Genomic DNA, 25001 nt, shown 5'->3' with positions numbered 1-25001 from the left:
AGCAGACCCAAGCATCACCCATCGGCCCAGGAGCCGATGCTCCATCAGAGGATCTTCAGCTACCTGCGCACGTTCGCATGGCCGGATCTGACTCCCCGGGAGCTGTTGATCCGGTACCGGTCCCGGATCAGCTGGCCGTTGGGCCTCCTGCTCATCGGCACCTATTTCCGATTCGGCGACAGTCTCACGGTCTACGCGAGCGGGTTCGCGCTGCTGTTCTGGTCAGCGAGTCTGCTCGTGCTCCCGGTAGCTCTGCATGCCGGGGCGCGGACGATTCTGCTCCGACGCCGTCACCCCGAGCTGCCGGGCCGGCCGATCTGGTTTGCGATCGCGAAGCTCGTCGTCACGCTGATCGGACTGTCCGTGTACCTGTTCATCTGAGACGAAGGCAAACACTATGAGCGAAGAGTCGAGCGACCCGTATCAGACCCTCGGTGTCACGCATGATGCCGACGACGAAGTGATCCGCGCCGCCTGGAAAGCGCAGGTCCGAAAGAATCACCCAGATCTTGTCGGTGAATCTGGCGCCGAAAGAACTGCACAGGTGAACGCCGCCTACAACCTGATCCGCACGAGCGAGCTGCGCAGCCGCTACGACAGAGACCACCCGAACCCCTCAGAGCCTGCTGCTGAGACCGGGCTCCATGAAACAGCTGCCCCCGAGTCTCCTCCGACGACAGCCGAACCCGGACAGATGCCTCGCCAGACGACTGCGCCGCGCCAGCCAGCGGCAGCAACAGCCCAGCTGACGCTCGGTGACCTGGTTGACCTTAACCGTCTCCGCCGCTGCACACTCACCTGGCTGGTCCTGCCCGGTGTTGCCTTCCTGATCGGTGCGCTGGCCGTCGCTCTGTTGTGCGGCGAGGCCTTCGTCGCCCCGCTGGTCTTTGGTGTGATCGGTGCGCTGATTCTTCGAGCCCGAAGCCTGACGCCCCCGAAACGTGCGGCCGGGGTGATCACCATTCCGGCGGCCGGGTTCGTGGGGCTCGGTGCTGACACCGACATGCTGCTGCGTGTGGGGCTTGCGTCACTCGCCACGCTGGTGCTGGCCGGGACGTTCCTGCTGCTCAGTGCGCTGAACGTGGTGCTCGCGAAACGCTCTGCGTCAGCGATCGTCAGGCTCCGGAACAACGCTGGCGGCCGAGTCGTGTGGATGGTCCAGCAGCTGGAGCTGACCGAGTCGGGTCGCCCGTTGGTGCTGCTCGTCGACGTGGACGGCGGAGATGAGCTGGAGACGATGCTCTGGGATCATCCCGAAGCCGTCCAGCCCCGCACCTGCCTGGTGCTCAACAAGTCGGCGACCCAGACACTGATCCGGACGCCGCCGAAGGCGTTGCTGGCGCTCTCCGACCTGCGTCGAATCGAACGTCTGCCTGACCTGTTCGCCCGCTCAACGATCCATTGACCAGGTCATATCAGCTGATGAGGGCTCTCGAAGGGTGAGCGCCCGTGTGACGCTTCGCTCATACGGAACGGTGACGATCCACGTGCCTTCACCGGACTCAGTGTGGTCGGCAAGGCCTGTGCCGTCCTTCATGCTGACGTGCGCCTGCCAGGAGACAGTCACACAGACCTCGGCGTCGACGACACCATCCTGCCGGTAATCGCTGACATCACAGACTGCCGTGTTCGTGACCTGTCCCTGCAGCTTGAGGATCTGGACACCCTGACGTCCGAGTACTGTTGCGGCGATCGAGGGCTTGTCCGACGGTGCGTCCTCAAGGATGCTGGCCACCCTCGTTGCCCGGTCGCCGTCCGTTTCCTCGGAACTGTACTGCAGGAATTCAGTGGCTGCCCGTCCAGCCAGCTCGAGCTCACCGGGTGCGACCCCGGCGCCCTTCAAGGAACGAATACGGTCGAGATCGTCGAGTGTCTGCTGCCGCTTGTCTCCGCTGGCTGCAGAGCCCGGCTGTGCAGTGTCGTCGTTGCCGGCGTCGGCATCTCCAGACGGTGCCACTGCCACAGCGTCGGGCGTCTGCCCTCCCCCGGCCTGCTGGCGCCCAACGGCCGTCCGCATGACGGCCAGCGTCACCACCACGGCCGCAACGATGATGATGACCACCACAGTCACCATCCGACGGTGATCCTTCATCCACTGCTGAATGTCCATTGCCTGCTCTTCTCAGTCGTTGATGATGCTGCGGAAGATGACCCGATCCAGGTCACGCAACGGCACCTCACGTGCGCTGAGACCCGGTTTCGGCTCCTCAACCATTCGGTCGTCGCCGACGTACATGGCGACATGCCCATGATCTGTCCAGACGATCAGGTCCCCCGGCTTCAGCTGATCTCTGGAGACGGATTTGCCTGAGTCCCTCATGGCTTCAGCTGTTCTCGGGAGGCTGATGTTGAAGTGCTTGAAAATCCACACCATGTAGCCCGAGCAGTCCATGCCTTCATCGGGGTTGTTGCCTCCCCAGGTGTAGGGCACCCCCAGGAACTGGCGTGCATACTCAACGACCGCCTGCCGGTCAGCCGACGCAGTTCCGAGCTCATTCGACGAGCTGCCGCCGTTGGCCGAGGTGACGGTCACCTGGTCACAACCGTTCGCCGAGTCGTCGGTCTTGGACGCGTTGGTACCGGTGACGCATTCCTGTGCCTGGACCTGTTTGTCTTTCGGGGCGGCCTCCTCCTGCACTTTCGAGGCCGCCTGTGTGAGCGCGTTCGTCTGGGTGCTGACCCCAGACATGCCGATGGCGGCGACGATCATGAAGATCACGACCGCAGGGAGGAACGGCCCCAGAACAGACAAACCAACCGCCACCAGGTAGCGCCTGTTGTTCATCGTCCCGATGACTTTTTCGAACTGCGGGAGCTTCGCCACGTCGCGAAGGATCGGCACATAGTCCGATGCGATAGAGATGCCACGCTGGGCGGCATCCATCTTCGAACCGTCGGACATGCGTCCGGTCACGCCACGCGCGGTGCCAGACAGACCGGAGGCCTCAAGTGCTGCGCCCGCTGCGTTGGTCGCACCGTTCTGATGCTCATCCACGGGCTCGTGGTGCCCGGCTTCAGCAGCGCGCGACTTGGCCCCCATCGGTTTGCTCGAAGCACCACCGGCTGCCGAGGCACTTGGCTCTGCCGCAGCCTGAGGGGAGGACTGCGCTTCCTCTGGCGAGCCGTCTGCCCTCCGACCGGCGGGGGCTCGGCCGGCAGACCCCTGACGCGCAGCTCCCTGCTGTCTTGCCGGCACTTCCGACGGTGTCCGCTGAACGTTCGGGGCGGTTCTTGCTGGTCGCGCTGCCGTCGACCCGTCCGGGGTGCGTCTGGTGAGCTCTGGTGTCGAGCCTTTGCCTCGCACAGCTGGTGAGCCGCCGGTCTTGCCGGGGACTTTCGAGACTCCCTTGGAGGGAACCTTCGGGGTGCCGCTCATATCCCGATGCTCCCGCGATCCGGCTCGACGACCGCTACGGCCTTGTCCCCGTCGGCCTCGTAGTAGGGCACCCAGACGGTCCAGGTCGCGGAACCCATGTACGTGAGCGGTTCAGCGCCATCGAGCGTGATCTCGGCCTTCCAGTCGATCGGCACGAGAACCTGAGCGTACGGGACGCCGTTGCCGAGCTTGTCGGTGACGTCGACGAACCCTGACCCTGCTGACCCGATGACGGAGGTGGTTTCCTCCACGGCCCCGACCATGTTGAGGTACCGCTGTGAGCGCAGTACGGGGTCGGTGGTGTCAGTCCCCTCCGCACCAGCTGCGTAGTACTGGGCGAGGCGAGCCATCCGCTGATCCTGCGTCTCCTGGCTCATGTACCGTGACATTGACAGCGCAGCAAGCTGAGCGCGACGCATCTGCTGCTGAGTGAAACCGGCAGCGGCCTCCACCCTCGCCTGCTGGACCCTGTTCCGGGCGGCTGGGTCAACCGGAATCTCGTCGGGGACGTCAGCTTCGTATCCGCCGATCGGCTCATCCCCCGGCCGTTCAGCGCTCGGCACCTCAGCCGCACTCTGGTTGCGCTGCTCCTGCTGATCCTGATCTGCCTGCCAGCGTGCCTGACGGGCGATGAACAGACCAGCCACAAGCGCGATCGCGATGACCAGTCCGATGGCGACAGTCGTCTTACGGTGTTCGTTCACCCATGTGCTCAGTGCCTGCATACCCAGTCACTATGCGTGCGTTCAGCTGTGCCCCTGTGCTTTCAGCCAGGCATCCGAGTCGACGGAGTTGCATGCCGTCACCCAATCGTTCGGGAATGCCCAGGACGTTCTCACCTCGAAATGCAGGTGAGGGCCGGTCGAACCACCGGTGTTGCCTGACTTCGCGATCTCCTGCCCCTTCTTCACCGTGTCACCGGCGGAGACCTCCATGCTGCTGAGATGGCAGTACCGGGTGGCGATCTGACTGCCGTTGATGTTGTGGAAGATCTCGATCGCATTGCCGCAGGTGCCCAGCGGCCCAGCACTGTGTACGATCCCGTCGGCGATAGCGAATGTCGCCGTGCCGGTGGGCACCGGGTAGTCGGTGCCGTAGTGGAAGCGCAGCTGCCCGGTGATCGGGTGGACGCGGGCACCGTAGTTCGAGCCACGGATCATCACGGCCAACGGCATGGCGATGTCACCGACGAACTGTGGTGCCTGACCGCCGGCGTCTCCGCTACCACTAGGGCTGCATGTCTGAGCGACCGTCTTGTTGCCGCTGCTGATCTGCGCCGAGAGCGCGTCTGCGGCCTTCTGGTAGCCCGCATCGTTCGGGTGGATTCCGTCTGCGCGGTACTCGTCCTTGTATCGTCCGTCATCGGCTCGGAGTTCCGTCCACGGATCGACGAAACGCCAGCTGTTGCGATCGGCCATCTGCTTCAAGGCGTCGTTGTAGGTCTTCGACCCGGCACCGTTCGCGTCTGACGGCGCCACAGCGGCGACGACCAGGTTGCTCTGGCCGGTGGCTTTCAGCGCACGTTCGACATTCCCGACCGGGCCTTGACCGCCGGAGCCCCATGAGCCCTGGTCGTTCGTGCCGGCCATCACGACGGCGACGTCTGCACCGTCGACGGGTTTTGCGTTGTCAGCGACCGCGGCAGACGTGGCGCCGACTTTCGCCCAACCGCCACGGTAGGAGTTCCCGCTGTTGCCAGCCTGATCGCTGGTCCACGCGCCGTCGACTGTCTTGCCGATCCATTTGCTGATGATCCCGACAGACAGTGAGTCACCGTACAGGGAGATGTTCGAGCTGGTCTTCGGGGCGATACTCCCGCTGTCAGAGCCCCCGGAAGAGCCGGAGTCCGTCGACGGCGCGCTCTGTCCCTGGTGCGCTGCGTACCATTCGGTTGCGGCTTTCTGGCGGCGTGGAACCTCGAAGCCGTAGTTGCCGGGCCGCTCAAATTCGCGGCACCAGATCGCTGCGGCTTCCTCTGGGGTGCTCACGGCACGAATCGCGGTGTCGATGTACTTGTAGGAAGACGATTCCAGCTCCCGCTGCAGGTACTCGAGCTGGAACACCAGCAGCTTGTCCATCTCCTCCGGCGTGAGAACCTCACTTGCCGGGGGGTTCGACTTGTCGCCCACATAGAACTTGTCGCCGAGCTGAGCTTTGACCTCGTCACGGAGTTTCCAATGCCGGGCCTGGAACCATTGCGCGACGCCCCAGGCCGTGTTCGGGCTGAACGACCCATTCGACGCGGTCGGGTCTCCCCCGGACTCGTGTTTGATGTTTGCCACGATTCCAGACGCCTGCTCCGGGGTGTAGCCGGGGCCGGTCATCAGCCAGCTGTAGATCTTCTCCAGGTTGCTGTTGCCCTCCAGCTTGCCGTTGCCGCCGCCGTTGCTGGGAGCGCAGGTGGCCTTCTGTCCGAGAGCCCAACGCAGGCCGGTGGTGTAGACCTGCTCTGACTTGCTTTCGTCGAGCCCGGCGATACGACCGAGAGCGACATAGAGCTTCTTCGTGTCCTCGATGCGCTGTTTGACGTCCGAGGTCCGTTCGGCTTCCGGTGGCAGCTCATAGTGGTTGTCGTCCGCCGACGGCACGTACCGGGCGTCAGTGGTCATGTGGCGTTTCGTCGAGTCCGGGTCGAGCACCTGCAGGGCGACGCCGATCTTCCACTTCGTCTCGGTGCTGCTGTAGAGGTTCACTCCTTTGGACTGCAGCTCCTGGCCGGCAGCAAGCATCCATGACAGTTCGATGCTGTTCAGCGTCACCCGGTCGTTCTCACGCTGTGTGAACAGCTGATCGAGCGCGCCAGGGTTCTGTGTGACGTCGTCGGGTGTGACGTCAGCCGCTGCCGGAGTGTGTGGAGCCTGACCGTCCAGTGTCGCTGCCTCCGCGCGGGCGATGAGTGACGGGCTGATACCGTCGGCGATCATTGCGGTTCTGCTGAGATCGGCGGGTTTCGGCGTCTGATGCCCTGGGGTCAGGATCACGCCCGCTGCGAACGATGCGATGACTGTCAGCGCTGAGAGCAGCACCGCCAGTGCACGCGACAGTCGTTGTGTGATCGTCGTCGTCATCTCGCCCGTCCCATCCGCCATTCGACCCGGGGGTCTTCACCCTCCGGGAAGTAGTGCCTGCGTCGACGTTCCAGCCGCCAGATGTAGAGCTTCGAAGGAACGTGGTTTGACTTGGCGAGGTTGTGACGGGCACACAGGTGCTGGTAGTTCGACATGGCCGTCGCACCGCCGAAAGACCATGGGTAGATGTGGTCGCCGTGTTCCCCGGGCCTGGTGCAGCGGCGCCCCAGCAAAGACTTGTGCTCGCACTGGCCGCCGCACCGGTACGCGCCTCGTTGCCGCTGCTCTTTCGTGAACGTTCGCTGAGGATCGGTCTGGCGCCGATGATTCCTTCTGGACTGCCGCGACTGTGCCAGCAGGAGGATGACGAGCGCGACGAGTGCGATCACCGCCCACGGCACGTCTGAAAAGCCCATGCCCTTCCTATATGCGAAGAGGGCCCCACGGTTTCCCGTGAGACCCTCCGCTCAGCTCAGGGCGAGACCTGATCAGAAGTCGTCGTCGTCATCGTCGTCCGCAGCGGGAGCAGCCGGAGCTGACGATGCCTGAGTGTTCTGGGCAGGCTGGTTGTTCTGGGCCGGCTGAGCCGCCTGGTTCGGCTGTGCCTGCTGACCGCCGTTGCCCTGGCTCTGGCTGCGGTTCACCTTCGTGAACTCGGACTTTCCGTACAGCAGTGAGGCGGAGACGTCATCAGCGGTGACCTCGAACCCGGTGCGCTTGTTGCCCTCGCGGTCTTCGTAGTCGTTCTGCTTCAGTACGCCGATGACGATCGCGCGCTGCCCCTTGTGTAGTGATGCGGCGATGTTCTCGGCGAGGCCTCGCCATGCGCTCACACGCAGGAAGGTGGCCTGCTCGTCGACGTATTCGCCCTTCTGACGGTCGAAGTGACCGTTCTGCTGGGCGATCGTGAACGAAACCACGGGGGTGCCGTTCTGGGTGTAGCGCAGTTCGGGGTCGGCAGTGACATTTCCGTAGAAGGTCTGAACATTGTTCGCCATGATGTGTTCTTTCTCGTTATGTGTTCTCTTCGCCTGATGGCGATGCGTCCGGACCTCCCGGCCGCTCCCTCCCCCTATGCGCGGAGCCACAGACGAACGATCTGCGGCCCGGCAATGACCGCCACCAGCCAGCCGGCGGCGAGAGCGGGACCGAACACCAGCTTCGCCCGACGGCTGGTTCGCATCACACGTATCGCCGCCGGCAGCGCGAGAAACCAGGGTGCGACCATTCCGACCGCCAGGTACTCGATGCCCAGAGCCCCGAGCGTCATGCCCAGCAGTGGCGCGAGTTTCGCATCCCCCATACCCATGCCCCCGAAGAGAGCGAACAGCGCGATGGGAAGCGTGTATGCAAGCGCCCCGACGACAGCGCCGCGCGTGAAGCCACCGTCGTTCGGGGCGAGAATGGCGCACAGGATGACGAGTTCAACGGTGATCAGCGTCGACGGCAGCGTCAGAGCGTTCGGAATGAGCCCGGTGTCGAGATCTGTCCATGTGGCCGCCAGCAGAATGCTCGCCGTCGAAGCCAGGAGGACGAACCGGGAGATGTCAGCGATGTCGCCCGGTTCGGTGAGGCGCCAGAGGAGCATCCAGAGGACCATCGTGGAGGATTCGATGAGCGGGTACCTCGCGCTGATCGGGGAACGGCAGTGCGAGCATCTTCCCCTCAGCGCCAGCCAGGAGATCAGCGGGACGTTCTCCCACCAGCTGAGCGTCTCACCACATGACGTGCAGTGTGAGCGCCCCACGACCACGGACTCCCCCGCTGGGGTTCGGAGGATGACGACGTTGAGGAAGCTTCCGACGACGAGCCCGAAGACGGCGATCAGTGCAAGCACGTCATCTCCACCTTGTGGACGTCGGATGGTGTGACCGTATCGCGTGCGTCTTTGCGGCCTCGCGGCGACGCAGGCGGGCGGTCTGTGCTGCCCAGTCGATCGACTGGTTCTCCAGCAGTTTCGCGTCAGCTTCGGTGACGGGTTCGAACACCCAGTCCACCAGTGATGGGACGGCTTCCACCGCGGCGGTTCCCTCGCTGGTCAGGACAGACAGGTAGATTCGCCCGTCATGCTCAATGATCTCAATGGCAGTCGGTTGTTCCATCCTGCGTCCTCTCTCTCGGTCAGCTGTTCGTACCAGCTCGCCTATGCGGGCAGGCTTGAGATAGCCAGCGCACACAGCAGAGCCCAGCCGCCGATGATTCCGAGAGCGCAGTACAGCAGGTCGAGGGTGGGCTTCAGCAGCGGGTGCCGTTCGTTCAGCCGGTGCCACGCAGACTTCGTGGCTGCGGGGCGTTCAGGCTGGCTCGGCCACTGTTCAAGCTGGGTGGGCAGTGCTGCGGGCTCTGGGATGCTCATGCGCCTCCTGTGCGCGGGCGGCTCACCCGAACGTGATGTCGTAGACGCTGGTCTGCGAGGCGCTTTGGTCCTGGCTGTTGGCGCCCTTGGACGCGATCGTCGTATTCGAGGTCACCACCATGCGTGCGTAGACCGCTGAGCCCGACGGCTCCGCGGACGCTCCGATCGACGGGTTCGCGGACCGTGGGTCTTCGAAGCGGAGAATCACGTTGCCTGACGCACCGGCCGGGAACAGACCACGAGTGATGGCATCGGATGCCTGGGACGTCGAGAAGGATGTGAGCTTCGTGCATCCTGCAGTGTTCGCCGGCTGCGCGCCGGACTTCGACCACCAGTAGCATTTGCCTGGTGCGAAGTCCGGCACTCCGACGTAGCGTGCCTGATGCACTCCGAGCTCGTTGAGCGAGTAGGCAAGATCTCGTGCCTGGTATCGAGCGTCGGAGTCCGACGCGGTGCCGGTCGTCGAACGCAGTGACACGGTCAGCCCGGCGGCGAGCACCGCAAGAACCGACATGGCAATGACCACCATTGCCAAAGTCACACCCTCTGCTCGGCGGAGCTTTCGGTGCAGTCTGCTGATCAGCTTCGGCATGTGCCCTCCACCTTGTCGGTATCTCCGTTGCCGTACCCGCTGTCCACTGAGACCAGGGTCGATGTCCGCGCTGCGGCTGTGCCAGCCCCGATCACGTAGTGAAGGTCGATGGAGCTGGCGGCATCACCGAGTGCACGGCGGACCGTGTCGACGGCGAACGGGGTCGTCTTGCCGCTCTGCGGGGTCACCGACTTGGCGATCTGCTGCCAACCGGCGGCGCGGTACCCGTCCTCGGAGGCGTTCGCCGGACGTGAGAAGCCGGTCTGCGCACCCGCTGGGAGCCCGGCAGTGTTCTGACCGATGACGGCGCTCGTCTTCGACCAGAGGGTCTTCGTCGACGGCTCGTACGCCCATGCCCGGCACTGCCAGTTGCCGGCCGCGCGGTCACGGGTCAGAGCGATCACTGCGTTCACATCAGATTCTGAGCCGCCCGGGAACCGTGCCCGGGCATCGTCGCCATACAGGACACCGTATGAGTCGTTCACCCCGTTCTGAATCGCCTGCGCGACGATGTTCGAGTCAGTGACGTTCCTCGTTCTGTTCTGCGCGGTCTTCGTGACTGTGACGCTCGAGTTCACCAGTCCGCCGATCGTGAGGATGACGATCAGCATCAGAGCCATGGAGACGAGCGTCTCCACCAACGTCATTCCTCGTTGGTCACCGGCACACCGGCGAAGCGCCTGCCGCATCGTGTTACTTCTTGACAATCGTGGTCACCTCCGTGCGGGTTCGTCCGCCAGCTGCAGTGCACTGAGAGACCGTCTGGCCTGCTCTCGTGCATGTGGTGACCTGTGCCCGGAACGGCACCTCCGTCAGCTGCAGCATCGAGTTCATGTCTGTGCACAGCTGCGAGTAGTCGCCGCTGGTGGTGGCTGTCGCCGGGTTGAACCAGAGCGTGCGCTCCGGCTTGTCCAGCTGCGACCGGTTCGGCTTCAGGTCGACCCGAAGCACCGTATCCGGCTTCTGATCTGCTACAGACCTGCTGAGCTCCGTGGTGAAGATCGAACAGCGAATGGTGTACTCGCTGCCGCCACGGAGATCCGCATCCTGCATCGACGCTCGACTCGAGGCATCCTGAACCGCGTTCACCCCAAGCTCCAGGGCTCGCGCGGATCGGTCATGGGAGCCGACACCAGAGCCGCTCACCGCCACGGACGTAAGCAGTGGCAGCAGTGCGAGTCCCAGCAGGGCGAGGATGAACATGGAGACAACCACTTCAGCGAGTGTGTCCCCCTGCTCATGTCGCAGGATTTTCCTGATCATGACTGTTCCCTATGCGTTCGACAGGTATCCAGCGAGAGTCTCGGGGCTGTGGCAGACGTTCAAAGCCGACTGCCGGGTGATCTTGTTCTTGTTGACCAGGCTTGCGAGATGCTGGTCGAGCGTGTGCATGCCGAGCTTCGCCCCTGCCTGCAGGGCCGAGAGCATCTGATGGGTGGTCCCCGAACGGATCATGTTCGCGATCGCCGGAGTGCACACCATGATCTCGTGAGCTGCCACGCGACCGCCGGAAGTCGCCGGAACCAACGTCTGCGTCACAATGCCGCGGAGTGTGGCCGCGAGCTCCTGACGGATCTGCTCCTGACGCGCGGCCGGGAACATGTCGATGATGCGATCCGTGGTCTGCTGCGCGTCCTGCGTGTGGAGTGTGGAGAACACCAGGTGACCGGTCTCCGCAGCTGTGATCGCCGTCGAGATCGTCTCCAGGTCACGCATCTCGCCAACAAGGATGACATCGGGGTCCTGGCGGAGAGCGCGTTTCAGCGCCTCAGGGAACGAGTCCGTGTCGCGTCCGACCTCGCGCTGCGTGATGAAGCTGCGTTTCGAATGATGAACGAACTCGATCGGGTCCTCGATCGTGATGATGTGCTCGCGTCGAGAGGAGTTGATGAAGTCGATCATTGCGGCGAGTGTCGTCGACTTTCCCGACCCGGTCGGCCCAGTCACCAGCACCAGACCGCGTGGAAGGCTCGCGAATTTCCGGAGCACCGACGGCATTCCAAGCGACTCCAGACTCGCCACATGCGTGGGAATCTGCCGAAGCACCGCACCGACCCCGTGATCCTGATAGTGGACGTTCACACGGAAACGGGTCTCCTCTGACAAGTCGATCGAACAGTCGAGCTCCTTGTCACGGCGCAGCTGACCGAGCTGGTCCTCGGTGGTGATGGTCGCGATCACGTCACGCATCACCGAGTCCGGCCATTCCTTGCCTTCCAGCCCGGGCACAGGATGCAGCTCACCGTTCACCCGGTAGAGGGGGATCTCATCGGAGGCGATGTGCAGGTCGCTCGCTCCCTGTTCGACCACTCGATCCAGGCAGTACCGGAGCAGTTTGTGCCACTGTTCAGCGGGTACGCTCACTTCGCATCACCGTCCGGGGCGACGAAGATGTAACCGCTGAGCACGACTCGGTACGGGGCTTCACCGGACTTCTGCGCCTGGATGTCGGCGCCGTCGACCCAGAAGATGCGGTTCGCGTGCTGGACGCCGGAGATGAACGAGGAGATGTTCCGGTACTCACCTGAGGCCGTCACGGAGACCGGAACGGCCTGCAGACCGTTGCCTGTAGCCTCAGTGAGCGCATCGCTGGCTGCCTGAGCCTTCTGCGCTGCCTCCGGTGAGACTGACTGCAGTGCCTGAGTCATCTGCGGCGCCAGGGACGACATGTCCACAGCATCTGCGAGGGTCAGGCCGTCGATGTTGATGCCGTCTTTGGAGCCGATGGCGGAGAGCTCGGCGAGGAACCCCTCCTGGTCGAGGGTCGGCGGCACGGCAGCAGTCAGCGTGTCCCGCTGCGATGTCAGTTCGGTGATCCGCTCTGAGGCTTCACGACCGAGGTCGACCTGCTGCTGCAGCTTGTCGTTCTGCCCCTGGACGGTCTGGGCCTGGCTGGTCCGATCGTTCGCTGCCGAGATGTTCGCCATCCCCAGCGCGACAGACCCGCCAATCGCAGCAATCGCGATGATCGGCAGCACGAGTTTGCGGATGCTGGCTGCACCGGCTGTCTTCTTCGATGTCATGGCTTCCTCTGTTCGTTGAAACTCGGTCTGGTCACTGCTGCTCCGGCACGAACCGGTAGGTAAACGTCGGCGAAAGCGCCACTGTGACGCTCGTCTGGTACTGGCCGGTGGTCTGGTTGCGCTCAGAGCTCGTGACCTTCGCTGAGAGCACGTCCGGGTTCGATTTGAGCGCGTTCAGCCAGGCGGTCAGGTCCGGCAGCGTGCTGCTCGTCGTCGACACGGCGACGCTCATGCCGTCCCCGCCGCTCTCCGCACCCGACCCCGATGAGCCGAAGTTGTTGATCGTGAACGCGCTGATGTCCATGCCCGCGGGTGTGACCGCGTTCATGCGAGTGAAGATGTCCGACCAGTCTGATTCGACAGCGGTGGCCGCCGTCCGGTCCGTGGTCAGCAGCGCCACCCGACGGGCGGTCTTCTCCGCGTCTGCGACCTGCTGATACTCAGCTGTCAGCTGTGTGTTCATGGACGTCGTCGCGTCCAACTGGTTCTGAGCGTCTGAGGCCTTCGCACCCGTGATACCGGCGACAGCGCCGACGAGCAGTGCGCTGGCCGCGATTGTGACGATGCTGGTCGCCGCGGCTTTCGACAGCTTCGCTTTGGCGCTCACCTCATGCGGCAGCAGGTTCGCTGATGCGCCACGGTCATGCAGTGACAGGCCGACAGCGACCAGCGACACCTCCTCCCCTTCGTCCGAGGTGAACTCCGGCGCGGACACAGACACCTGGAAGCGGTCGGCGAATGCGCGCTCGATGCCGTGCAGACGTGCGGCGCCGCCGGTGAGGACAAGCTGGCCGATGCTGTCGTGCTCCTGCATGATGCCCTCGACAGACCACGCAATGTCGGTCACGGTGTCGTCGAGCACCTCCTGGAACTGTGTTCTGTAGCGTTCCAGGACGTTCGGGTCACGGGTCAGCTTCACTTTCTCCGCGGCCCCTCGTGTGAGCCCAAGCTTCTCCATGAGGCGCTCGGTGACGATGTCGCCGCCGTCCATCGTGAGCTCCACCTGACGTGGCCGACCGCCGGAGACGTACACGACCGATGACGTCGAGCGGCCAATGTCGATGAGGATGTAGTCACCAGCCGACACAGCATCGGGCACGGCACGAACAACGGCGATCGGTCCTGAGTCGACAGCGACGACACGCAGTCCTGCCGCCTTCACGGCGGAGATGATCGACATGACCGGCTGTGCGGCGGAGCCGACCAGCATGCCTCGCATCTTCGGCTTCGAGCTGGACTTGACGTCCTCGACTGGGATGAAGTCGAAGATGGCCTCACCGGCGTCGAACGGAAGCGGGTCCTCCGTCGGAACGTGGACCGCCAGTGCTGCACGGGTCTCCTGGCGGCTGAGCCGCGGCATGGTGATCTCTCTGATCACCGTTCGGCGGCCGAACGTGGCGACGGCGATGTTCCTCGACGAGAACTTCCCCGCCTCGAACGCTTCCCGGAGGATCTCGCTGAAACGTTCGCTGTCGATGATCGCGCCCTCGGAGACGATCCCCTCAGGGAGCACCCGTGAGACGTACGAGTCGACGACCGGGGTGCCTTTGTCGAGATGCGCTTCGGCGAGGCGCAGGCCACGCTGACTGATGTCGAGGCCGACGGTTCGTCTGCTGGTGATGATGGCCACAGGTGTGCTCCTAGCTGTTCGAGATGAGGGTGTTGATCTGGAACATCGGCAGGTACAGGGAGACGACGATGCCGCCGATGACTGCGCCGAGGACCACGATCATGATCGGCTCGATGATGGATGTGAGCTGCTCGGTCGCCTCGGTCACGTCGTCGTTGTAGAACTCCGCGACCTTGTCGAGCATGACCGGAAGGTCACCGCTGGCTTCGCCGGCACCGATCATCTCTGTCGCCATTTCCGGGAACACTTCCTGGTCACTCATCGCCCCGGAGACGGAGCGTCCAGCTTGGATCTGCTCGACCATCTCGTCGGTCACTTTCTCCACGACCCAGTTGTTCGATGCGTGCCCGACCAGCTGCAGGCTGGACAGCATCGGGACCCCGACGTTCGTCAGCAGGCTCAGCGCGTCCGAGAAGCGGGCGACCGCGAGCTTCCGCGCAAGGGTCCCGATGATGGGCAGCTTCAGCAGGACCGGATGCCACCGGCGTCTGAAGAAGTCCTTGTTCCGGCACGTGCGAACGAAGATGATGCCGCCCAAGGCCAGGACGATCAGGAGCGGGCCGAGCCAGAACATCTGATGGCTGGCGTTGACGAGCAGCTGTGTGGCCAGAGGGAGAGCCCCGCCGAGGGTGGCGAACATGTCCTCGAATTTCGGCACAAGCACCCACACGATGCCGATGACCGCGATGAATGCGATCGCCAGGACGATCAGCGGGTACGTCATCGCCGACTTGATCTTCGCCTGCAGCTTGTGCTGACGTTCGAACGCACCAGCCGCGGAATGCAGCGTGCGTGCCAGCTCTCCCGAGACCTCACCGGCCTGGACCAGACTGATGAACAGCGGCGGGAACACCGTCGGGTGCTCGCTGAGCGCTTCGGAGAAGCTCGTTCCAGCGGTCACCTCTGTGCGCACGGACGTGAGTGCCGCCGCAAGCGGTTTGGACTCGGACTGGTTCGAGACGATCCGCAGGGCCTCCGAGAGCGGAAGTCCGGCACCGACCATCGTGGCAAGCTGTCGGGCGACGATCGCCAGACTCTTCGGCTTGACCGACCCGCCGCTCAGACCCGGGATGTTGATGTCTTTGTTGAGCGCCGAGTCACTGACCTCGTGAGCGCTCAGAAGAGTTCCGCCGCGCTCCGAGATGCGCTTCGCGAGAGCCTCCTGACTGGTGGCGTGGTCGCTCCCTCGTTTGCGGCGACCGTGCCGGTCACGAGCAACGTACTTGAACTTCGGCATCAGCTCTCCTCTGCATCAGCTGCCAACAACGAATCCCTATGCGTAGCGTCACCCGACAACACGCAGGATCTCCGCGAGGGACGTTGCGCCGGCCCGCGCTTTACGCAGACCGTCCATGCGCATGGTGTCCATTCCGTGAGCGATCGCGTGTGCCTGCAGCTCCTCCTTCGGGCGCCCGGTGGCGATCATCAGCGCCATGTCCTCATCGACTGGCATGACCTCACGGATGGCCAGCCGCCCGAGGTAGCCGGTGCCGTCGCAGCGGTCGCAACCGACCGGCTCGAAGACACTCATCCGCAGTCCGGCGTCGGCGTCGGCGCGGAAGTGGAACCCCATCTGCCGCAGCTGCCCGAGTGTGACGCTCACCTTATGGCGGCACTGCGGGCACAGCCGACGGAGCAGACGCTGGCCGACCACCGCTCGCAGGGCTGACGACAGCAGGAACGGCTTCACACCCATCTCGATGAGACGTCCGACCGCTCCGGAGGCGTCATTGGTGTGCAGCGTCGACAGCACCAGGTGACCGGTGAGCGCCGCGTTGATCGCGATGGATGCGGTCTCCTGGTCACGGAGCTCACCGACGAGCAGCACATCCGGGTCGGCGCGCAGGATCGAACGCAGAGCTGTCGCGAACGTGAGGTTCTGCTTCTCGTTGACCTGAATTTGGTTCACGCCCGGATACCGGAACTCGACCGGGTCTTCCACGGTGATGATGTTCACGCCGGGGTCGTTGATGTCTGAAAGCGCGGCATGAAGTGTCGTGGACTTGCCTGAACCGGTCGGTCCGGTCACCAGCACCAGGCCGAACGAAGAATGGTATGCACTTCGGAATGATGCCAACGCTTTCGGTGCGAACTCCTGATCCTCAATCGACATCGGTGCGGAACCATGAGTGAGCAATCTCATGACGGCCGCTTCACCGTGCACTGTCGGAAACAGCGCAAGTCGAATGTCGATCGTTCCGTTCGCGGTTCGTGCAGAGAACCGGCCATCCTGAGGAGTGTTTCTGGTCGCAATATCCAGGTTCGAAACGATCTTCAAACGGTTGATGAGTGCACTGTGCAGAGCGCGCTCATGCCTGGCGACATTGCGGAGCACACCGTCAATGCGATGCCGGACGACGACATCCTCGCCGGTCGGCTGCACATGGATGTCACTTGCCCCGTCATCGACAGCCTGCTGGATCATGACGTTCACCAGCCGAGCGACCGGCGAATCATCTCCTGGACGGTCATCACCGGAGTCAGTGCGTTGTGAGACCAGCTGCTGCTTGAGGTCCTCGCCAAGCGAGTCGAGCGCCTCGCTCTGATCCGACCGGTAGATCTCCGTGACCGTCTCAAGGATCTTCGAGCGGGGTGCAACAGACAGTCGAGCTCGCCGACCGGCTGCGACGCAGCATTCGTTGATGCCCATCCGGTCGAAAGGGTTCGAGACAATCAGGTCGATCGTGTGACCGTCGTCGGCGACGGTCAGCAGGGCATACCGTTTGGCGAGCTTCCCTGGAATGAGCCGGGCAACCTCCTGGTCGATCTGAGAAGCGCTCGGAACGTCAGCGGTAGGCATCCGAGAAATCGTGGATGCGACCGCCGCCAGCCTCGAGTCGTCGACTCCGCCGTTGTCGAGCAGCCAGGAGAACGTACCTGACGATGACTGCGCGCTCTCCTCCGGCACTCGAGCGAGAGCTGAGGGTGCGACCCCATCGGCTTGGAGTGCAGTGATGAGTGGGTTGGTGGTGTTCACGCCCAGCACCTATGCGAACGGCTGCCCGACATTCGCCGCCCCACAGGCACCGGGTCCAGCCCAGGGCTGGAATGACAGTCGCTGTGTTCCTGTCACCGCTGTAACGACTCCAGCTCCAGCTCCGCTGTCACCGGTGTCACCAGGGTGTCACCGGTGGTGTGGTGACAGCGGAGCCCTACTGCGGACTGGGCAGGAGGGGGTTGTCACCACTGTCACCACTTTTTGTAGACCTCATGTAAGAGAGAGATATAGGAGGGTCTCTCCCTCCCTCTCTTCCTCTCATCTGGAGGGGGTGTCCCCCAATCGTGGTGACAGCGGTGACAGACCCCTGCTTCCCATATGATTACTGGGATGTAGCGTCACCCGAGGGGTGGTGACAGGGTGGTGACAGCGGTGACGGCGGAAATGTGTTAGGCTCTCCCCGTGCGAGCCGGGGAGAGCCTAAAAGTTTTTCGGCCCCGGTGCGCTTCTTCTGCGGTTCGGCCCGTTTCTGTAGCGCGGGTGGCCTTCGATCGCGTCCCACACATGGTTTTCACGGGTTCCGGGGGTTGTGTGGCGGTTTTCCGGAATGTTATGCTCTCGACCTAGCGAGAGAGAGCATACAGGTTCCCAAGGGAGCCGCTGGCGGCACGTTCAACGGTCAAATTCGACCAGATGAGACAGCAGAACCTGCTCTGGACGCCAGACCACCATCTCGTTGTTCCTCACCCCGCAAGTACCGCCTTTGACTGTGATCGAGTCAAACCCACCGGCATGTGCTTCTCGGACACTGGCCGAACCCCGCCACCCGCCATTCTGATACGGGCGGTATTCGTGACCGAGCACCGTCCTCGTCAGGAACATGCAGCAGTGCGGCTGATGTGCACCCGCCCACAGCCCGGCGGAGTAGTTCAGGCTCTTCGTCGACTGGTCCGAGAGGTACACACCGTCACCGAACATTCGCCCGGTGATCTGGATGCTGTCGCTGCCGTCTGATGCCGGAACCACGAGCCCCTGGTGCAGGATGGAGAGCACGTTGTGCACACGTGTTCCGTGCCACAGCTCACGGACGTTGCCGGCCGTGGAAGCCAAGCTCTCCCATTCAGCCGTTCGAGCCTCATCATGCTCGATCTTCCAGATGCGTCTAACCCGAAGCGACGAGGACCGATGACTGCTGTGCCGCCCGGCCTCGAAGAGCCGCAGCACACGCTGCTCCTCGTGAGCGTCGGCCAACGGCCGCAGACGCATGTTGAACAGCTGGCCGGCCTGCCCACTGTCCGGGATGCTCTGCTGATGGACTGCTGCGTCCAGCTGGTCGAGAAAGTCCAGCTGCTTTCTGCGATGCTCAGCTGACGCGCCGAAACTCTCCTGCCACCCACGCGGCACGCGCTGCGGGATGAGCGTCAGATACTCCTCGACCAACGGCAGACGCCTGCTCGGCTCCACCGCCATCCGGGCGATCAGAGCCCGCGCCCGGGCGACGCTGGAAGGCATAACCGGCCCGAGCGCACTCTCAACCTTGCCGGCCCCGTTCACGGTGATTCGACCGCCAGAGAAGTCCGCGATCTGATGCTTGTTCGAGCTGACCAGATAGTCGATCAGTCGCGAGAGTTCGTCGTCATTGACGGCAGAAAGCTGCTCATGTGCAGCGGCGCTCACTGCGGTTTCAGCGACCGCATTCGTAGCACCATCCTCTACGATCACATACCCTCGCGAACCCTTCGATCTGATCGTCTTTCGATAGAGACTGATGCCGCCATTGAGCGACTGACACTGGCCAGATGAACCGACTCTCCCCCACCGTTTTGTGACCGTATCCCCGTCACAAATGACTTCGTAGAACTTGTTGTTGTTGGCTTGAGCCGAGACTTTGATCATCATGGTCCGCTGAACACTCATGGACCATATGTGCGCGGACTGCGCGTCAGAGCTTGCGGATGACCATGTACGCACGGTGCAGTGTCTGGCACTCCCGAAAGGCATCATGGTCGCCGGCGACCGTGTCTGACATGCGTTGCCGGGACAGCTCCAGGAGTGCGTCACCGGCGTCTCTGAGAGCGCGATCCCTGATGCTGGCTCTCCAGGCCTCGAAGTTCTCCTGAGCCTGCTCCGGCTCGATTCCGTCGACAGCTTGGGCGCCTGCAACGTACCTCGACAGAACACTCTCACTTGTGATCGCGGTCGTCACGTCCGGCTCAGGCAATGCATGTGTTCCCATAGTCTCCCCCTCTGGTGGTGTCCTCTGGGGTATGCGCGGAACTCAACAAGCCTCAACCCAGCCGCGGAAGGTTGCAGGGGTGACCAGGTCGGCACCGGCCGCGAGCAGGGCATTCGAGCCAGCGGATTGCGCTGAAGTCACCGGGCCAGGCACTGCGCCGACACGTGTGAGCGTCCCTGATGCGGCGTGCGCCAGCCCGATGCTTCCACCACGTACACCGCTCTCGATGACCACGATGTGCGTAGCGAGCTGCGCGAGCAGCTGCAGACGTTCCAGGAACCGAGCACGTGTCGGCGCAGTGCCCTCCCCGTACTGGCTCACGCGGGGTGTCCGACTAAGACGCTCGGCGTTCCCGGCCGGGTAGAACCTGTCCAGGCCGTGAGCGAGGACGGCAACGTGTGGCAGGTCGAGGCTGAAGCAGGCATCCATGACGGCTGCGTCGATGCCATAGGCGCCGCCGGTCAGGACGACGGCGTTCGTCCCGGCGAGTTGTTCCACCATGAGTCTTGCGACTTCGACGCCGTAGCCACTCGCGGAACGGGAACCAGTGATCACCACACGCGGTCCGGTGTGGCGGAGCAGCTTCGCTGCACCAGCGCTCACATGCAGCGTGTTCATCAGATTCGTCGGGAGGCTCTGTGTCTCAGTCATGCACCAGATGTGCGCGGGGACATCCTGCAGATCCAGCGCCAGACGGTGCTCGCCACTATCGACGGTGCTCGGCGTGCTCCCAGTCGCAGGAGAGCCCACCTCGCTTCGCTCCGAGCATCGCCACGCAGGTCACATCCCGGCCGTCGACATTCACATGCTGGACCACGAGGTTCGCACTGCTGTTGCCGTCGGTGACCTCGGTCTTGCTGCCGCCCGTGGGACTGCATCCGGTCAGGCACAGTGCTGCTGCTGCTGCTGCTGCTGCTGCCACAGCGAGAGCCGTTGTGGTGCGAAAGTGTCGTCGGGCGCGATCGGACGTTGAACGCTGGTCGTCGTGTGTGGTCATTGTCTCTCCCCTGCCGTCGGGCTCATTCGGGTCTGTCTCGGTAGCGCAGGATATGCGCGGCCGCTCTCATGAGGCTTCCTTCGCGCCTGGTCCGGTACTCGAGCTGTCGTTCCAGAGCGACCTCCACCCATTGGGTGACGGAGACGCCAGACCTTTCCGCGCGCTGCTTGATTCGACGGCGAAGGTCCGCTGGTATCTGGATGGTGCTTCGCTGTATTGCTGTCACTGCGGTCTACCTCCCAGTCGTCCATGAACTCGCCCCGAACGACGATCCAAGGCGCTCAGTGCTCGCCAGTGCCACCATCAGGTGCCTCCCTCTCGACCCAATGCCAGTGCTCGCACGGGCGCACATCCGGATGCTCCGGGGTCGGCGAGTAGTGACCCAGCGCAGGGTGGCGTACGTCGCGGACGCGCTCATCACCTCGCCCCCACGTTGTCTCGATACGCGGCTCACCGAACTGACCATTCGGGTCGCTGAGCCCGGACTCCACATGCCAGTCGGGTGTGATCGGTGATCCCAAGAGTGCGTTCCGCTGCTCGCAGGTGATCTGTACAGGTCCAGAGATTCCACTCATGGTGATACCTGTGCGCGGTTAGTCCTGGGGGCCGGACGCACGCTTACCGTAGATCTCGTCAGCAGTGATCGTGTTCGCGTCTCTTCTCTGCTGCCGTACCATCTGTGACCCTTGAGCGAGTATCGCGCGCAGGTCTTCCCGCGTTCCATCCGAGGCAAGTTTGAGGATGCGTTCTGCCAGACCAAGGATGAGCCGATCACGAAGCTTCACAGCCTGCCTCCCTCTCGAACTGATCAGCGGCCTCGTTCATGTGCCTGAGAATCAACGCATCGGCCAACGTGATCCCCTTTTGTGCCATCAGCTTTTCGGCGTACCACCGGAGCACCTCGGCTTTCAGGTGAGCGAGCGCCGCAGACGGGGCCGTGGCGAGAATACGTACAAGGGCGCCTACGGGATACCCCTGCCGACGCAGCTCCTCCACCTCCGCCCGCACCTGCTCGATCACTGCCGTCAGACCGTCAGCGCGCGCGTTCGCCGCGTCGGTCTGCTCCAGCGCAGTCTTCGCATTGAGCGCAGCGACGATCTCTTCAGCGTCCGCGCGGTCATAGACCTGCGCGATCACACTTCCTTCTCGCTCCACCCACACGTGCCCGGTCGGAGGGTGAACACCGACCTTGGCAAGATGCTCATCAGTCATCGAACGCCTCGCTCCTGGTCTTCCTCGCCGCGATCAGACCCAGACGGGCTTTACGCAGCTGATGAGGCGTTGGCAGCAGCGTGTTGTAGAGCACCTTGGCGGCAGCGATAACCTCATTCTTGGTTGGTTTGGCGCGCAGTACCTCAGCGTCATGCTTCGCGAGCCACCGGTCGAACGCCCCGGCTCCGTACGGCTCCCAGTCATGCTCGATGCGGAACCGAATCTCGTCAGTTGTCGGTGTCTTCTCACTCATTGCTTGCTCCGCTCTCAATGGGTCGAATGGCGTAAGATCCGCCGACTGGCACTTCAACTTCGTAGTCGTGGAACCCGTTCGTGAATCGCAGTATCTGACCGTCTCGGGTGACTGTCTCAACGGGGTCATACCAGCCAATCTCTGTGCCCGTGGCATCGCAGATGACCAATTCGCTCATGGCTTGCTGCTCTCGGTCTGATTAGCGCGGAACCGAATCTGATCGGTCGACGAGATCACGTCACTCGTAGAACTTGAGCCCTCGCTCTCATTGCGACTCGGTTCACAGTGACCAGCTGAACCTGACGACATTGCTTCCTCCTGATCGGGCACTGACGCTTCTTTCCGCTGTTGCGCTTGTGTCGCCCGAATCGCCTTGTGCGCTTCCCACAGGGCCCAAGCGAAGAGCCAGATGGGGAGCAGCAGCACCCATGCGGGCATGAGCTCGTCGTAGACGGCTATGGCGAGAGGCAGGAACCCGATCGGGCCGGCGAGGAGGCAGATTAGGTTGAACCGGCCGCCCCAAGGTTCGACGTGCTTACTTGGCTGGGTCACTTGGTGCCACCTTTGAGGTAGTCGCGATGTCGAACCCGTTGGCGGTGTCGACGCGGGCTTCGCTGAACAGTCCCCTGACCCGCTCAGCCTGGTTCCACGCGCCGAAGTCGATGCCACGAGACACAGCAGCCTGCACCACGTCATCAAGGTTCGTCGGATCTACAGATTCGTCTTCCCACGGGTTGTACATATATGGGTTGCCCGGCTCGTCTTGAGTGAGTGTCGCCCGCACGCTCTCGACCACCGTGGTCAAGCGGTCATGCTCGCTCACCAGTTTCCTGGCCTGTTGCAAGATCAGCTCGTGATCGCTCACGTCATCTGAGTCTTCGACCCCGAGGACGTCGAGCATCTCGGTGCGCCATGACTGCTCGTCAGCCAGCGCATCAGCCTCAGTCGGTTCGCACATCAGCGGAGCCCCTTTCGTGGTTCGATCGGCTACTGCGTTACTGTGCGCGGACCTCACCGGTGCTCGCCACTCTGGGGTGCCTGTGCTGTCTGCAAGAGGCGTTCGATCTCCCAGGCCATTGGGCGCGGAAGGAATTGGCGGTTCGCATCGACCCACTCCTGTATTCGCTGCAGTCTTGACTGTGCCTCTGCCCCCACGGCGATGGCCTCTGAGAGGGCCTGGGCACGCCGGTCGGATTCCGCCAGGATCATGCTTCGTTCGGCGTCGCGTGCGGCGATTTCCTGACGGAGCTGGCGCAACTCAGGTGTGGCAGCGCGTGCGCCCATGTTGCGCGTCATGATTCCTGCTGTCGCTCGTTGTAGGTGGCCAACGCTCGCTTGAACTCGCCAGCGGTGATCTCAGTCCAGGTCGATTCCCAGTCACAGAGGTTGTTCTCATCGTGCTCGTCGCCGGCAGCTGAGCAACCTGTGTAGATCACACCGTCGAGGGCGAACGAGATGTAGTTGAAGACATGGCTGCCCCCTGTTGCACGGTCGAACTGCCAAGCTGAGCTGATTGCCCCGGGGAGACGCTCTGGCTCGTACCGCACACAGCGCATCACCATTGCGGCTGGATTATTCCGCCATGGGCGCCAGTAGTTCTCACGCGAGCCAAACCGTTTCCAGCGGCCGGAGGCCGGCTCTGTTTCACTGATGATGCCGCTCAAGTACTGTGTCGCATCGAACGTGCACCCGCTCAGATACCCGGTGCCACCGTACTTGTCGGTCAACTCCTTTGCCTTCTTGCGGAATGCGTCCAGAGCATCCTGATTCAGGCTATGGGTCTTTGCGACTTCGGGGCTCGTGGTCTTTGCATACTGTGGGAATACCGTTGCGCTCATGGGGAGCACTATGCGCGGGCGGCATCCTCGACGATCTGACATCCGGGGTGCAGGTCAGTGAGACGTTGGGCTTCCGCCTCGATGCCGGCGTCGTTCAGGTGAGCAATGTCCGCCCGTTCCAGGACTTCACCGGTGTCTTTGTCGACGGCGGTGAGCCACATGTCTTCGCGAAGCGGGTTCATGCTGCACCTTCCGAGGTCTGATTGCCGGTGAGGCCCAGCGCGGTCGTGACCGGGACTTCCTTGCCGTCGCGCCCGTAGATGTGCACCTCGCCTGAGAAGCTCAGCAGCCAGGCGATCCCGGATGCGACGTCGGCGGGGTTGGCGCCGGACCAAACGGAACCACCGTCTCGGTTGGCCTTCACATACTCGTCGATGCTCTCATCTGGCCTCTGGTCGGTGATCCGCCAGACATGTCCGGTGCCGATGCAGCCCGGCATGTCGAGCACCTGGCCGGTGATCGCTTCCTGCAGCTGTGATCGAGTGTCCTCTTCGATGTCGGCGAACTCCGCGAGGCAGTCTTTGAGTGCAGTCTTGCGTGCATCGCTCATTGGGCGTCCCCCCTGTGAACGTCGTCGCAGATGAGCGACCAGTGGGACCTCGATACCGGCGATGATGGCGTTCACGTCGGAGCGGGCTTCCTGCACACGGCGTGCGCGGTCCCTGGCGCATGCCCCGAACTGGTCGTTCGGGTCCCAGTCCTGGTCGGCGGCCGACAGAGGGATGTTGGCAAGCATGTCGCGCTCGAGTGCCTGCAACCGCAGAGAGATGTCTCGGATGATGCGGTGGCTGGCGTCCAGTTCGAGGAACGTCTCACGGAGGTCGGCGGTGTCCACTTTGGCGGTCGCCTGCCCTGCGTACGCTGACCTGGTCAACGCGAGGCGGGCGTTCTTCACGCCGTGACGGTGCCGTGCTTCGCTGTGTGTGCTCATGCAGAGCACTATGCGCGTGGATGCCGGTCAGCGTTTTGGTTTGAGCTGCTCCCCAAGACCGAACTTGCCGCCCAAGGCGGTCAGCCCTGCGAGCACGGCGAGACCAGCCGCCGACATCCCAATCTTCTGGATCTTCTCCATGAACTGTTTGTGCTCGGAGTCCTTCGCCGATTCTTCTTGAACCGTTTGGTGCACGAGTGCCAGGATGCGCAGCCGATCCTCAGCCGTCAGGTCGTCGCGTTCGAGCTCACGTTCAAGCATCGCTCGATACTCGGTGTGTGCTGTGTGAACCTTCTCCTGACTGATCCAATTCGCATCCGCGACTCTGGCGGTGTTGCTCGTGGCTTTGTCGAAGGCGTTGAGTGCGAGCTCCTTGAAATTCGGGAACTGGGCGACCACGCCCAGAGCGACTTCCTTGCTCATGTTCGGCAGGTCGGAGACGAAAGCGATCAGCTTGTCCTTCGACAGGTTCCGCCAGGAGTCGAGCCCGAGCCGACGCTTCAGGCTCTCTTCATCCATCTCTTCGCTTGACATGGCTCCCCTTGCGCTCA

General features: G+C 63.2%; 30 protein-coding genes and 1 pseudogene. 2 read left to right on the top strand and 29 right to left on the bottom strand.

Features of this window, described 5'->3' with window-relative positions; genetic code table 11:
• Positions 1–36 precede the first annotated feature (36 nt).
• Complete coding sequence (locus F8O06_RS05170; protein ID WP_158037846.1) at positions 37–381, top strand: hypothetical protein; 345 nt, start codon at positions 37–39, stop codon at positions 379–381.
• Between the two features lie 16 nt (positions 382–397).
• Positions 398–1405, top strand: coding sequence for a J domain-containing protein (locus F8O06_RS05165; RefSeq protein WP_158037845.1), 1008 nt, complete (start codon positions 398–400; stop codon positions 1403–1405).
• On the opposite strand, the gene F8O06_RS05160 is transcribed toward F8O06_RS05165, so the two are convergent.
• The 29 genes and pseudogenes from F8O06_RS05160 to F8O06_RS05025 all read right to left on the bottom strand — a co-directional run bounded on the left by F8O06_RS05160 (position 1391) and on the right by F8O06_RS05025 (position 24984).
• The gene (locus F8O06_RS05160) at positions 1391–2110 is read right to left on the bottom strand and encodes a hypothetical protein (protein ID WP_158037844.1); all 720 of its coding nucleotides are present in this window, start codon (positions 2108–2110) and stop codon (positions 1391–1393) included. The two genes, F8O06_RS05165 and F8O06_RS05160, sit on opposite strands and share 15 nt — an antisense overlap.
• 12 nt (positions 2111–2122) lie before the next feature.
• Entirely contained in the window at positions 2123–2995 is an 873-nt protein-coding gene (locus tag F8O06_RS05155) for a C40 family peptidase (protein WP_192496850.1), read from the bottom strand.
• Between the two features lie 377 nt (positions 2996–3372).
• The gene (locus F8O06_RS05150; protein ID WP_158037842.1) at positions 3373–4101 is read right to left on the bottom strand and encodes a hypothetical protein; all 729 of its coding nucleotides are present in this window, start codon (positions 4099–4101) and stop codon (positions 3373–3375) included.
• A gap of 21 nt (positions 4102–4122) precedes the next feature.
• Complete coding sequence (locus F8O06_RS12500) at positions 4123–6444, bottom strand: phage tail tip lysozyme (protein WP_192496849.1); 2322 nt, start codon at positions 6442–6444, stop codon at positions 4123–4125.
• Positions 6441–6860, bottom strand: coding sequence for an HNH endonuclease (locus F8O06_RS05140; protein ID WP_158037840.1), 420 nt, complete (start codon positions 6858–6860; stop codon positions 6441–6443). The genes F8O06_RS12500 and F8O06_RS05140 overlap by 4 nt, the downstream gene beginning before the upstream one ends.
• A gap of 72 nt (positions 6861–6932) precedes the next feature.
• On the bottom strand, positions 6933–7442 hold the full coding sequence (gene ssb, locus F8O06_RS05135) for a single-stranded DNA-binding protein (RefSeq protein ID WP_158037839.1): 510 nt from the start codon (positions 7440–7442) through the stop codon (positions 6933–6935).
• Between the two features lie 74 nt (positions 7443–7516).
• Complete coding sequence (locus F8O06_RS05130) at positions 7517–8281, bottom strand: prepilin peptidase (protein ID WP_158037838.1); 765 nt, start codon at positions 8279–8281, stop codon at positions 7517–7519.
• 1 nt (position 8282) lies between these two features.
• Positions 8283–8546 carry a hypothetical protein gene (locus tag F8O06_RS05125; RefSeq protein WP_158037837.1) on the bottom strand — a complete coding sequence of 88 codons (264 nt, stop codon included), beginning with the start codon at positions 8544–8546 and terminating at the stop codon, positions 8283–8285.
• Between the two features lie 41 nt (positions 8547–8587).
• Positions 8588–8800 carry a hypothetical protein gene (locus F8O06_RS05120; protein WP_158037836.1) on the bottom strand — a complete coding sequence of 71 codons (213 nt, stop codon included), beginning with the start codon at positions 8798–8800 and terminating at the stop codon, positions 8588–8590.
• 22 nt (positions 8801–8822) lie between these two features.
• Positions 8823–9314, bottom strand: coding sequence for a hypothetical protein (locus F8O06_RS05115; protein ID WP_158037835.1), 492 nt, complete (start codon positions 9312–9314; stop codon positions 8823–8825).
• A gap of 65 nt (positions 9315–9379) precedes the next feature.
• Entirely contained in the window at positions 9380–10081 is a 702-nt protein-coding gene (locus F8O06_RS05110; RefSeq protein ID WP_263970007.1) for a prepilin-type N-terminal cleavage/methylation domain-containing protein, read from the bottom strand.
• A gap of 4 nt (positions 10082–10085) precedes the next feature.
• Entirely contained in the window at positions 10086–10655 is a 570-nt protein-coding gene (locus F8O06_RS05105) for a hypothetical protein (RefSeq protein ID WP_158037833.1), read from the bottom strand.
• Positions 10656–10664: 9 nt separating this feature from the next.
• Complete coding sequence (locus F8O06_RS05100) at positions 10665–11756, bottom strand: type IV pilus twitching motility protein PilT (RefSeq protein ID WP_318655867.1); 1092 nt, start codon at positions 11754–11756, stop codon at positions 10665–10667.
• Positions 11753–12415 carry a type 4a pilus biogenesis protein PilO gene (gene pilO / locus F8O06_RS05095; protein ID WP_158037832.1) on the bottom strand — a complete coding sequence of 221 codons (663 nt, stop codon included), beginning with the start codon at positions 12413–12415 and terminating at the stop codon, positions 11753–11755. Before pilO ends, F8O06_RS05100 begins: the two co-directional genes overlap by 4 nt.
• Before the next feature lie 31 nt (positions 12416–12446).
• Positions 12447–14045 (bottom strand): pilus assembly protein PilM, encoded by a 1599-nt coding sequence (gene pilM, locus F8O06_RS05090; protein WP_158037831.1) that lies wholly within the window; start codon positions 14043–14045, stop codon positions 12447–12449.
• Between the two features lie 10 nt (positions 14046–14055).
• Positions 14056–15282 carry a type II secretion system F family protein gene (locus F8O06_RS05085; RefSeq protein WP_158037830.1) on the bottom strand — a complete coding sequence of 409 codons (1227 nt, stop codon included), beginning with the start codon at positions 15280–15282 and terminating at the stop codon, positions 14056–14058.
• A 48-nt stretch (positions 15283–15330) separates the two neighbouring features.
• Positions 15331–17022, bottom strand: a complete 1692-nt coding sequence (locus F8O06_RS05080; RefSeq protein ID WP_192496847.1) for a GspE/PulE family protein — start codon at positions 17020–17022, stop codon at positions 15331–15333.
• A 633-nt stretch (positions 17023–17655) separates the two neighbouring features.
• Positions 17656–18660: a hypothetical protein gene (locus F8O06_RS05075; RefSeq protein WP_225733439.1), complete on the bottom strand. Its 1005-nt coding sequence runs from the start codon at positions 18658–18660 to the stop codon at positions 17656–17658.
• A 54-nt stretch (positions 18661–18714) separates the two neighbouring features.
• Positions 18715–18879, bottom strand: a pseudogene (locus F8O06_RS12545) (WGR domain-containing protein); the annotation flags it as partial.
• Between the two features lie 382 nt (positions 18880–19261).
• Positions 19262–19870: a DNA-processing protein DprA gene (locus tag F8O06_RS05070; RefSeq protein WP_158037827.1), complete on the bottom strand. Its 609-nt coding sequence runs from the start codon at positions 19868–19870 to the stop codon at positions 19262–19264.
• Positions 19871–19925: 55 nt separating this feature from the next.
• A complete protein-coding gene (locus F8O06_RS05065; RefSeq protein WP_158037826.1) occupies positions 19926–20216 on the bottom strand; it encodes a hypothetical protein in 291 nt (96 codons plus the stop codon).
• Between the two features lie 771 nt (positions 20217–20987).
• Positions 20988–21353, bottom strand: a complete 366-nt coding sequence (locus F8O06_RS05055) for a hypothetical protein (RefSeq protein WP_158037824.1) — start codon at positions 21351–21353, stop codon at positions 20988–20990.
• A gap of 67 nt (positions 21354–21420) precedes the next feature.
• Positions 21421–21681 (bottom strand): hypothetical protein, encoded by a 261-nt coding sequence (locus tag F8O06_RS05050; protein ID WP_158037823.1) that lies wholly within the window; start codon positions 21679–21681, stop codon positions 21421–21423.
• A gap of 535 nt (positions 21682–22216) precedes the next feature.
• Positions 22217–22639 (bottom strand): hypothetical protein, encoded by a 423-nt coding sequence (locus tag F8O06_RS05045; protein WP_158037822.1) that lies wholly within the window; start codon positions 22637–22639, stop codon positions 22217–22219.
• Positions 22640–22692: 53 nt separating this feature from the next.
• Positions 22693–22977 (bottom strand): hypothetical protein, encoded by a 285-nt coding sequence (locus F8O06_RS05040; RefSeq protein ID WP_158037821.1) that lies wholly within the window; start codon positions 22975–22977, stop codon positions 22693–22695.
• Entirely contained in the window at positions 22974–23519 is a 546-nt protein-coding gene (locus F8O06_RS05035) for a hypothetical protein (RefSeq protein ID WP_158037820.1), read from the bottom strand. The genes F8O06_RS05040 and F8O06_RS05035 overlap by 4 nt, the downstream gene beginning before the upstream one ends.
• An 8-nt stretch (positions 23520–23527) precedes the next feature.
• Entirely contained in the window at positions 23528–23701 is a 174-nt protein-coding gene (locus tag F8O06_RS12185) for a hypothetical protein (RefSeq protein ID WP_192496845.1), read from the bottom strand.
• Complete coding sequence (locus F8O06_RS05030; RefSeq protein ID WP_158037819.1) at positions 23698–24450, bottom strand: hypothetical protein; 753 nt, start codon at positions 24448–24450, stop codon at positions 23698–23700. Before F8O06_RS05030 ends, F8O06_RS12185 begins: the two co-directional genes overlap by 4 nt.
• A gap of 27 nt (positions 24451–24477) precedes the next feature.
• Entirely contained in the window at positions 24478–24984 is a 507-nt protein-coding gene (locus F8O06_RS05025) for a hypothetical protein (protein ID WP_158037818.1), read from the bottom strand.
• Positions 24985–25001: the final 17 nt, after the last annotated feature.

It is taken from the genome of Pseudoclavibacter sp. CFCC 14310 (genome assembly GCF_008831165.1).
Lineage (GTDB): Bacteria > Actinomycetota > Actinomycetes > Actinomycetales > Microbacteriaceae > Pseudoclavibacter_A.
Note: the sequence above shows the minus strand (reverse complement) of the source record. Positions and strands in the feature narration are given on the sequence as shown.

Excerpts from the sequence above, each read along its gene's own strand:
- F8O06_RS05170 (WP_158037846.1), top strand. The coding sequence starts at position 37 with ATGCTCCATCAGAGGATCTTCAGCTACCTGCGCACGTTCGCATGGCCG.
- F8O06_RS05165 (WP_158037845.1), top strand. The coding sequence starts at position 398 with ATGAGCGAAGAGTCGAGCGACCCGTATCAGACCCTCGGTGTCACGCAT.
- F8O06_RS05160 (WP_158037844.1), bottom strand. The coding sequence starts at position 2,110 with ATGGACATTCAGCAGTGGATGAAGGATCACCGTCGGATGGTGACTGTG.
- F8O06_RS05150 (WP_158037842.1), bottom strand. The coding sequence starts at position 4,101 with ATGCAGGCACTGAGCACATGGGTGAACGAACACCGTAAGACGACTGTC.
- F8O06_RS12500 (WP_192496849.1), bottom strand. The coding sequence starts at position 6,444 with ATGACGACGACGATCACACAACGACTGTCGCGTGCACTGGCGGTGCTG.
- F8O06_RS05140 (WP_158037840.1), bottom strand. The coding sequence starts at position 6,860 with ATGGGCTTTTCAGACGTGCCGTGGGCGGTGATCGCACTCGTCGCGCTC.
- ssb (WP_158037839.1), bottom strand. The coding sequence starts at position 7,442 with ATGGCGAACAATGTTCAGACCTTCTACGGAAATGTCACTGCCGACCCC.
- F8O06_RS05125 (WP_158037837.1), bottom strand. The coding sequence starts at position 8,546 with ATGGAACAACCGACTGCCATTGAGATCATTGAGCATGACGGGCGAATC.
- F8O06_RS05120 (WP_158037836.1), bottom strand. The coding sequence starts at position 8,800 with ATGAGCATCCCAGAGCCCGCAGCACTGCCCACCCAGCTTGAACAGTGG.
- F8O06_RS05115 (WP_158037835.1), bottom strand. The coding sequence starts at position 9,314 with ATGTCGGTTCTTGCGGTGCTCGCCGCCGGGCTGACCGTGTCACTGCGT.
- F8O06_RS05110 (WP_263970007.1), bottom strand. The coding sequence starts at position 10,081 with ATGCGGCAGGCGCTTCGCCGGTGTGCCGGTGACCAACGAGGAATGACG.
- F8O06_RS05105 (WP_158037833.1), bottom strand. The coding sequence starts at position 10,655 with ATGATCAGGAAAATCCTGCGACATGAGCAGGGGGACACACTCGCTGAA.
- pilO (WP_158037832.1), bottom strand. The coding sequence starts at position 12,415 with ATGACATCGAAGAAGACAGCCGGTGCAGCCAGCATCCGCAAACTCGTG.
- F8O06_RS05085 (WP_158037830.1), bottom strand. The coding sequence starts at position 15,282 with ATGCCGAAGTTCAAGTACGTTGCTCGTGACCGGCACGGTCGCCGCAAA.
- F8O06_RS05070 (WP_158037827.1), bottom strand. The coding sequence starts at position 19,870 with ATGACTGAGACACAGAGCCTCCCGACGAATCTGATGAACACGCTGCAT.
- F8O06_RS05065 (WP_158037826.1), bottom strand. The coding sequence starts at position 20,216 with ATGACCACACACGACGACCAGCGTTCAACGTCCGATCGCGCCCGACGA.
- F8O06_RS05050 (WP_158037823.1), bottom strand. The coding sequence starts at position 21,681 with ATGAGTGAGAAGACACCGACAACTGACGAGATTCGGTTCCGCATCGAG.
- F8O06_RS05045 (WP_158037822.1), bottom strand. The coding sequence starts at position 22,639 with ATGTGCGAACCGACTGAGGCTGATGCGCTGGCTGACGAGCAGTCATGG.
- F8O06_RS05040 (WP_158037821.1), bottom strand. The coding sequence starts at position 22,977 with ATGACGCGCAACATGGGCGCACGCGCTGCCACACCTGAGTTGCGCCAG.
- F8O06_RS05035 (WP_158037820.1), bottom strand. The coding sequence starts at position 23,519 with ATGAGCGCAACGGTATTCCCACAGTATGCAAAGACCACGAGCCCCGAA.
- F8O06_RS12185 (WP_192496845.1), bottom strand. The coding sequence starts at position 23,701 with ATGAACCCGCTTCGCGAAGACATGTGGCTCACCGCCGTCGACAAAGAC.
- F8O06_RS05030 (WP_158037819.1), bottom strand. The coding sequence starts at position 24,450 with ATGAGCACACACAGCGAAGCACGGCACCGTCACGGCGTGAAGAACGCC.
- F8O06_RS05025 (WP_158037818.1), bottom strand. The coding sequence starts at position 24,984 with ATGTCAAGCGAAGAGATGGATGAAGAGAGCCTGAAGCGTCGGCTCGGG.